Raw genomic sequence first — 5,367 nt, forward strand, 5'->3', positions numbered from 1 at the left:
GACTTCACCGCACGGATCCGGCCGTGCGATGAAGTCAGGCCGGCGTTGTCGGGTGCCGGCACCCTCTCTCCAGGGCTGGTTGGTGCCTCCCAGCACGTTTGGTCCTGGGCGCCTCGCACTCGATTGGCGCAGGACGGGTTATGAAAATCAACGAGCTCAGCACCATCACCCACGACGTCATTGAGGCGGCACGCTCAACACTCGTCATCGGAATCAGCTAAAACCGCCAAACCGGGCTGTGAAAAAACCGCCACTCCGAACCAACAGTCACATCCGCTGGACCCCAGTCCGCAATGATGCAGTTCAGGGGTGTGTGTGACCGGTGGCGGACCGGCTTACGGGCAGCCTTGAACCGGGACGACCACGCAACTTCTGACCAGTTTTGCCGCCGCAAGGTTTRCTTTCGGGGAGTGGAGAATCGCCGTCCCAGAAGTCCAGTCCGTATGGGCACTTTCATCTCTGTTTCTGAAGTACGCACTCAGGTAGTGTCGCCCGAGAGTCGACAACAGTATTCACACAGGAAAGCGGGAGCTGGCATGGGGCGATTTCTAATCAGCCTCGCTGTCATCTGCGTCGTAGCTGCTGCGGTGATCCCTTTCGCCTTCCTAAAGAGGCATCCAGGTAAGACGATGGATGCTCCGGGATACCGCCACTGGCTCGTCTCCCTGTTTGTTCTGATCGCAGTGGGCCTAGCGTCGCTCGTCCTCATCGTGACCGTGACGAAGTCGATTATCTGAACGGTGGACTGATGTCCCGTTCAAGGATCGTCATCGCGCCCGTTCTTTCGGCTTTCCTGCCACGCATACATGGGAACAAAGACCACCACGAAAGCTGTACCCAGTCCCGCGATGCCACCGAGGCCCTGATAGATGATGGTCAACAATGGGGAGGACCCTTGGTCCGACTCCCGGATAGCGAGGGCCGACACGAAAGCAACAATCGTGACCACGAGAACGATCAATGTCGCTTTCCTCAACCGGGCCTTGGTCAGAGAAGTCATAGCCATCGATGAGTCCGATCTCTTGATGTGGACTGGCCGGAGGATTGCACAGCGGGCGAAGCGAATGACCTGAGTGTTGCAGGGGCAAGGCCGGAGTGGCAATAGCTCTATAGGGCCTAATTGGGGGTTCGCGCCTCGCAACGTGAGCACCAAAGAACGGCTTCGGAACCCCTGCCCAAGCCGGTGCGTCGTCGGGCGCTCCGGCGCCCGTTCGGGGATCCCTTACGGGCCAACAGCCCTTGGGATTAGGAGTCGCCCTGTTGTTCTGCAAACCGGGCCATCACGGCCGCATCCTGCTTGTGGAAGGTACGCCAGTCGGAGCCAACATCGACCCAATGTGCGGGTTGACCAACCTCCGGCAGCAGCTTCATTGCAGAGTCGGCGATCGCCCAATAGGACAAGTTCGGGGTCGCTGACCAATCCGATCGGTACGAGCGGACAGCAGCGAACGCCGGACGGTCAGCAACAACTAATTCAAGACCTGTCTCTTCGGCAAGCTCCCGAACGGCGCCCTCGCGCGGGGTCTCCCCAGTGACTATGACAGGTTTGGATGGCCCCGGTAGGACGGTTATTTCTGGCCCCACTTCGTGACTCGCCGGGCAACTTGTGACGGTTATATGTGGCCCCGCCTTCAACGTTGGATTCATCACTGGATGGATGCGGCGGAGGGCTGGTCTGGATGGAGTCGAGAGTGGAGTTGTTCGCGCTGATTCGAAGGGATGCCCGGGTCGAGGGCCTCTCGGTCCGCGCACTGGCGGCCAAACACAACGTCCACCGGAGGACGGTGCGGCAGGCTCTGGAATCAGCCACCCCTCCGCCACGCAAACCAAGACAAGGCGTGGCGTGGCGCTTGGAGCCGTTCAAGGCGGCGATCGATGCGATGCTGACAGAGGATACGACGGCGYCGCGGAAGCAGCGCTATACCGCCCGCAGGATCATGGCCCGGCTCATCGAGGAGCACGGCGAGGAACTGTCGTACTCCACGGTGCGTGATTAGGTGCGTGTCCGCCGGGCCCAGATCGACGTGGAGGCCGGCCGCCGGGTGGAGGTGTTCGTCCCGCAGGAACACGCCCCGGGTGCGGAGGCCGAGGTAGATTTCGGCGAAGTCTGGATCGTACTGAACGGCGTGAAAACCAAGTGCCACATGTTCATCCTCCGGCTCTCCCACTCGGGCAAGGCCGTCCACCGGATCTATCCCACGCAGGCGCAGGAAGCTTTCCTGGAGGGACACATCGAAGCCTTCCAGGTCCTGGGCGGTGTCCCGAACAAGCACATCAGGTATGACAACCTCACCAGCGCGGTCACCGCGGTGGTCTTCGGGCAAGGACGGCAGCGGCAGGAGAACGACCGATGGGTGCTCTTCCGCTCCCACTACGGCTTCGACCCCTTCTACTGCCAGCCCGGTCTCGACGGAGCGCACGAAAAAGGCGGAGTTGAAGGAGAGGTCGGCTGGTTCCGCCGCAACAGATTATCGCCGATGCCCGTCACTGAATCCCTGGACGAGCTCAACGACCGGATCCGGATCTGGGAAGCACAAGACGATGCCCGGCGGATCAACGACAGGATACGCACGATCGGCCAGGACTTCGCCGCCGAACAGCCGTTCCTGGCGCCGTTGCCGGGAGAGGCCTTCGATCCGGGGCTGGTGCTGAACCCCAGGGTGGACAGGTCCTCGATGATCACGGTGCGGATGGTGAAGTATTCCGTCCCGGCCCGGTTCATCGRCCGGAAAGTCCGGGTCTCCTTGCGGGCGTCCGAGGTCGTGGTGTTCGACGGCCGCGCCGCTGTCGCCAGACATCAACGGATCGTTGCCAAGCACGGGCAGTCAGTCCAGCTGGACCACTACCTCGAGGTCCTCAAGACCAAACCAGGTGCCCCGCCCTGGCCCGGGCGCGGGAGTCCGGGGCGTTCAACAGCGCCCACGAGGCATTCTGGGCCGCCTCCCGGCGCGTCAACGGCGACGCGGACGGGACCCGTGAACTCATCGACGTCCTGCTGCTTCACCGCTCCATGGACGCCGGTGACGTCACTGCAGGCATCGTCTCGGCCTTGGGCGTGGGCGCTGTCAGTGCCGACGTCGTCGCGGTCGAAGCCCGCAGACACGCCTCAACCATCCCCGCGGGTGGGGCCGGGCCGGACCGTCATCCCGGTGCTCACGACGAAGTGAGTGTGCAACGGGTTGTCAGTCTTACCCAGCGCCGGCTCATGGATCCGGGGGCCGTCATTGCGGGACTCCCGCCGGACACCCGTCCCCTTCCATCCGTCAGCGGTTACGACGAGTTGCTGGTCAAACGCACGCAACCCGCACAAACACCCGCGTCGAAGGAGAACATCTCATGAGTCCTGCAGCACCTTCTACGACCATCACTCCGACCCTGCGCCGCCGGCGCGGCCTGACCGAACAGGCCGCGGTCGCGGCCGTGGACCAGGCCTGCCGACGGCTTCGCCTGCCCACGATCCGGGCCGTGCTCGACGAAGCCCTCACCGTCGCCGGGAAGGAGCAACTCTCCTATCAGGGCTTTCTGGCCGAATTGCTGCTGGCCGAGTGTGATGACCGGGACCGGCGCTCCTCGATCCGCCGCGTGAAAGCCGCGAACTTTCCCCGGGACAAGTGGCTCGGGGATTTCGATTTTGATGCGAACCCCAACATCAACCCCGCCACCATCCACACCCTGGCCGCCGGGGACTGGATCCGCAAAGGATCACCGTTATGCCTCATCGGCGATTCCGGGACCGGGAAATCCCACCTGCTTATCGGGCTCGGCACCGCCGCGGCGGAGAAGGGCTACCGGGTGAAATACACCTTGGCCACCAGACTCGTGAACGAACTCGTCGAAGCCGCCGATGAGAAAGTCCTCGCCAAGACCATCGCCCGCTACGGCCGCGTGGACCTGCTGTGTATCGATGAACTTGGCTATATGGAACTGGACCGCCGCGGCGCCGAACTCCTCTTCCAGGTCCTCACCGAGAGGGAGGAGAAGAACTCCATCGCCATCGCCTCCAACGAATCGTTCTCTGGCTGGACGAAAACCTTCACCGACCCCAGGCTGTGCGCCGCAATCGTGGACCGGCTCACCTTCAACGGCACCATCATCGAAACCGGCACCGACTCCTACCGCCTCGCCCACGGCCTCACCCGGGCAACCCCTGGACAGCCGCAGTCGTGATCAGACTTGGCGCGGCTGGCCGGCCCACGCGTCCGCCGCGTCCGGCGATCATAGATGTTCCTTGAATCTCTCCCAAGCCGATTGACGAGTGATGTCCAGGGCCGCCCCTATTTGGGCCCAGGCGATTTTTCGTTCGCGGGCGACGCGGACCCAGACGCGAAGCTGCTCTTCGACTTTGAGGCTTACCCGGGAAATTTCGGGAAGGTGCTGCAGGATCTCCGTGTCGGACATTTGATCCCAGATGGGCCCCACCGACTTGGGCAGCTCCCCGGTGCTTGTGTCGTGCAGGATCTTCGCTGCGGCCGCCACACACACTTCGCATATGGAGACTCCCGGGCCGGCCACTAGGCGCTCGTCCGCAGACGGTGTCAGCCCACAAAAGGCACAAAAATCGCGAGGATCGTTATTTTCGGGCATCGACACGTTCTCCAAATAAGCGGGCTCTTGTCACGAATGTCAGGCTCTACCTGACTATTGTCAGGTATGACCTTACGACTCTTGGCTCTCATCAAGAATACGGGCATCCGAAGAAGCGGCGGGGCAGGGGGCGGCCGACCCACCGGATCCGTGATGCCCGCGGCTTTCCGAAAGCTGTTCACGGCGAGCATTGGGGACGGAATCGGCGACGACGTGCTCCGGTCGATGTTGCCGGTTATCGCCGTGGCTGTTCTCGGCGCCGGGGCGTTCCAGACCAGTGTTCTGAACGCGCTGGGCATGGCGGCATTCTTGCTGCTCGGAGTGCCGGCCGGTGTTCTAGTGGACAGGTGGTCGAAGAAATCCACGTTAGTTCTGGCCAACACTGTCCGTGCCGCCGCGGTTGTCTCGGTGCCGATCGCGTATTTCCTTGGAACGCTCAGCATCTGGCACCTCTTCGCCGTCGCTGCCCTCGTCAGCGCAGCTGACGTCGTCTTCACGACGGCGCAGTCCGCCATGATGCCGACGCTGCTGAAGGGGAACGAACTGGGTGATGGTTACGCAAAAGTGCAGTCCGTGCAGAGCAGCTTGGCCATAGCCACGCCAGGGATTGTGGGTCTGATTGTCAAAGTAGTGTCCGCTCCTGCCATGCTTTTCATTGCCGGCGCAGCCTACTTGTTCTCAGCGGTCATGACCGGCAGACTCCCACAAGATCCGCCCTCCCGAGCAGAAACCCCGGACAAATTCTGGACCGAGGCACGCGACGGCCTCGGCTACACCTTGAGC

At 62.5% G+C, this 5,367-nt stretch carries 5 protein-coding genes and 1 pseudogene; 3 read left to right on the plus strand and 3 right to left on the minus strand.

What is annotated here, in order from left to right; translation table 11 throughout:
- Positions 1-757 precede the first annotated feature (757 nt).
- Positions 758-1,000: a hypothetical protein gene (locus AB4Y86_RS11230; protein WP_441402314.1), complete on the minus strand. Its 243-nt coding sequence runs from the start codon at positions 998-1,000 to the stop codon at positions 758-760.
- Between the two features lie 245 nt (positions 1,001-1,245).
- Positions 1,246-1,647: an NUDIX domain-containing protein gene (locus AB4Y86_RS11235; RefSeq protein ID WP_441402315.1), complete on the minus strand. Its 402-nt coding sequence runs from the start codon at positions 1,645-1,647 to the stop codon at positions 1,246-1,248.
- A gap of 32 nt (positions 1,648-1,679) precedes the next feature.
- On the opposite strand from AB4Y86_RS11235, the pseudogene istA reads away from it, so the two are divergent.
- Together istA and istB are read left to right on the plus strand one after the other, a co-directional pair.
- Positions 1,680-3,340, plus strand: a pseudogene (gene istA / locus AB4Y86_RS11240) (IS21 family transposase).
- Entirely contained in the window at positions 3,337-4,167 is an 831-nt protein-coding gene (gene istB / locus AB4Y86_RS11245) for an IS21-like element helper ATPase IstB (protein ID WP_441402316.1), read from the plus strand. The pseudogene istA and the gene istB overlap by 4 nt, the downstream one beginning before the upstream one ends.
- Positions 4,168-4,215: 48 nt before the next feature.
- Here istB and AB4Y86_RS11250 read toward each other — a convergent pair whose 3' ends face one another.
- Positions 4,216-4,584: a ClpX C4-type zinc finger protein gene (locus AB4Y86_RS11250; RefSeq protein WP_441402317.1), complete on the minus strand. Its 369-nt coding sequence runs from the start codon at positions 4,582-4,584 to the stop codon at positions 4,216-4,218.
- A gap of 153 nt (positions 4,585-4,737) precedes the next feature.
- Between AB4Y86_RS11250 and AB4Y86_RS11255 the strand changes: the two genes are divergently transcribed.
- Positions 4,738-5,367 (plus strand): MFS transporter (locus tag AB4Y86_RS11255; protein WP_441402318.1); only part of this gene is annotated, 630 nt, incomplete at its 3' end.

Origin of the sequence: Arthrobacter sp. 2YAF22_2, from assembly GCF_052114645.1 — a bacterium.
GTDB lineage: Bacteria > Actinomycetota > Actinomycetes > Actinomycetales > Micrococcaceae > Arthrobacter.

What these genes read in the sequence shown, in the direction of transcription:
- AB4Y86_RS11230 (WP_441402314.1), bottom strand. Translation starts at nt 1,000, where the DNA reads ATGACTTCTCTGACCAAGGCCCGGTTGAGGAAAGCGACATTGATCGTT.
- AB4Y86_RS11235 (WP_441402315.1), bottom strand. Translation starts at nt 1,647, where the DNA reads ATGAATCCAACGTTGAAGGCGGGGCCACATATAACCGTCACAAGTTGC.
- istB (WP_441402316.1), top strand. Translation starts at nt 3,337, where the DNA reads ATGAGTCCTGCAGCACCTTCTACGACCATCACTCCGACCCTGCGCCGC.
- AB4Y86_RS11250 (WP_441402317.1), bottom strand. Translation starts at nt 4,584, where the DNA reads ATGCCCGAAAATAACGATCCTCGCGATTTTTGTGCCTTTTGTGGGCTG.